1 pseudogene is annotated in these 715 nt (G+C 70.5%); it reads right to left on the bottom strand.

The window, feature by feature from the left end:
* Nucleotides 1–269 precede the first annotated feature (269 nt).
* A pseudogene (locus tag U9977_RS18840) lies at nt 270–715 on the bottom strand (malto-oligosyltrehalose synthase); the annotation flags it as partial.

Raw genomic sequence — 715 nt, 5'->3', positions numbered from 1 at the left:
GGTACTGTCTACCCGTTGTGGAATGCGTGAGCATCTGTGATCCCGATTTCACGGCGCTGTTACCGGTGCGGCGTCGGACACGCCACCCGCGGTTGTCCCGGGGAGGGGGTTCGTCGCTTGTAGGAATGCGTGCAGCCTGCTCTGCCTCTGCCCATGTTTCAGGGCATCACAGCTGGGCCCGTCCCGCACAGCGTTTCGGCTGATTTTCGGCTGAGTCACGACCCGGCCGCGGCACGACGTGAAGCTGGTCGGCACGACGCGATGGCCGGTCAGGGGGTGCGCACCAGGAGGCTGACGGGGAAGTCGCGCAGCAGCCGCAGGACGTAGGCGACGCCGCCGTCGTGCCGGCGGCCGGTGAACAGGTCCGTCCAGCGGCCGTCGGGCAGCGGGAGGGTGGTGTCCCGCCAGCCGCCGCCGCGGCGCAGTCCCAGCACCAGCCGGGGCGCCACCGCGACCACCGATCCGGAGCGGACGAACGCGAGCACATGCTCGGCAGCCGAACCCGACGCCCACAACGGCCGGTAGGTCGCCTCCGTGCCGAACCACTGCGGTTGTTCCCGTCGCAGCCGTAACGCGCGGGCGACGACCAGCAGTTTCGCCGCGCCGGTGTCGTCGAGCGCGGGTGGTTTGCGGGCTCCGGCATCAGGCCCGAGTTCGGTCAGGAGCTTCGCCCGCTCGCCGAAGTTGACCGGCCGCCGGTTGTCCGGGTCGACCA

The organism is Protofrankia sp. Cas8, assembly GCF_963555845.1.
Classification (GTDB): domain Bacteria; phylum Actinomycetota; class Actinomycetes; order Frankiales; family Frankiaceae; genus Protofrankia.
Note: the sequence above shows the minus strand (reverse complement) of the source record. Positions and strands in the feature narration are given on the sequence as shown.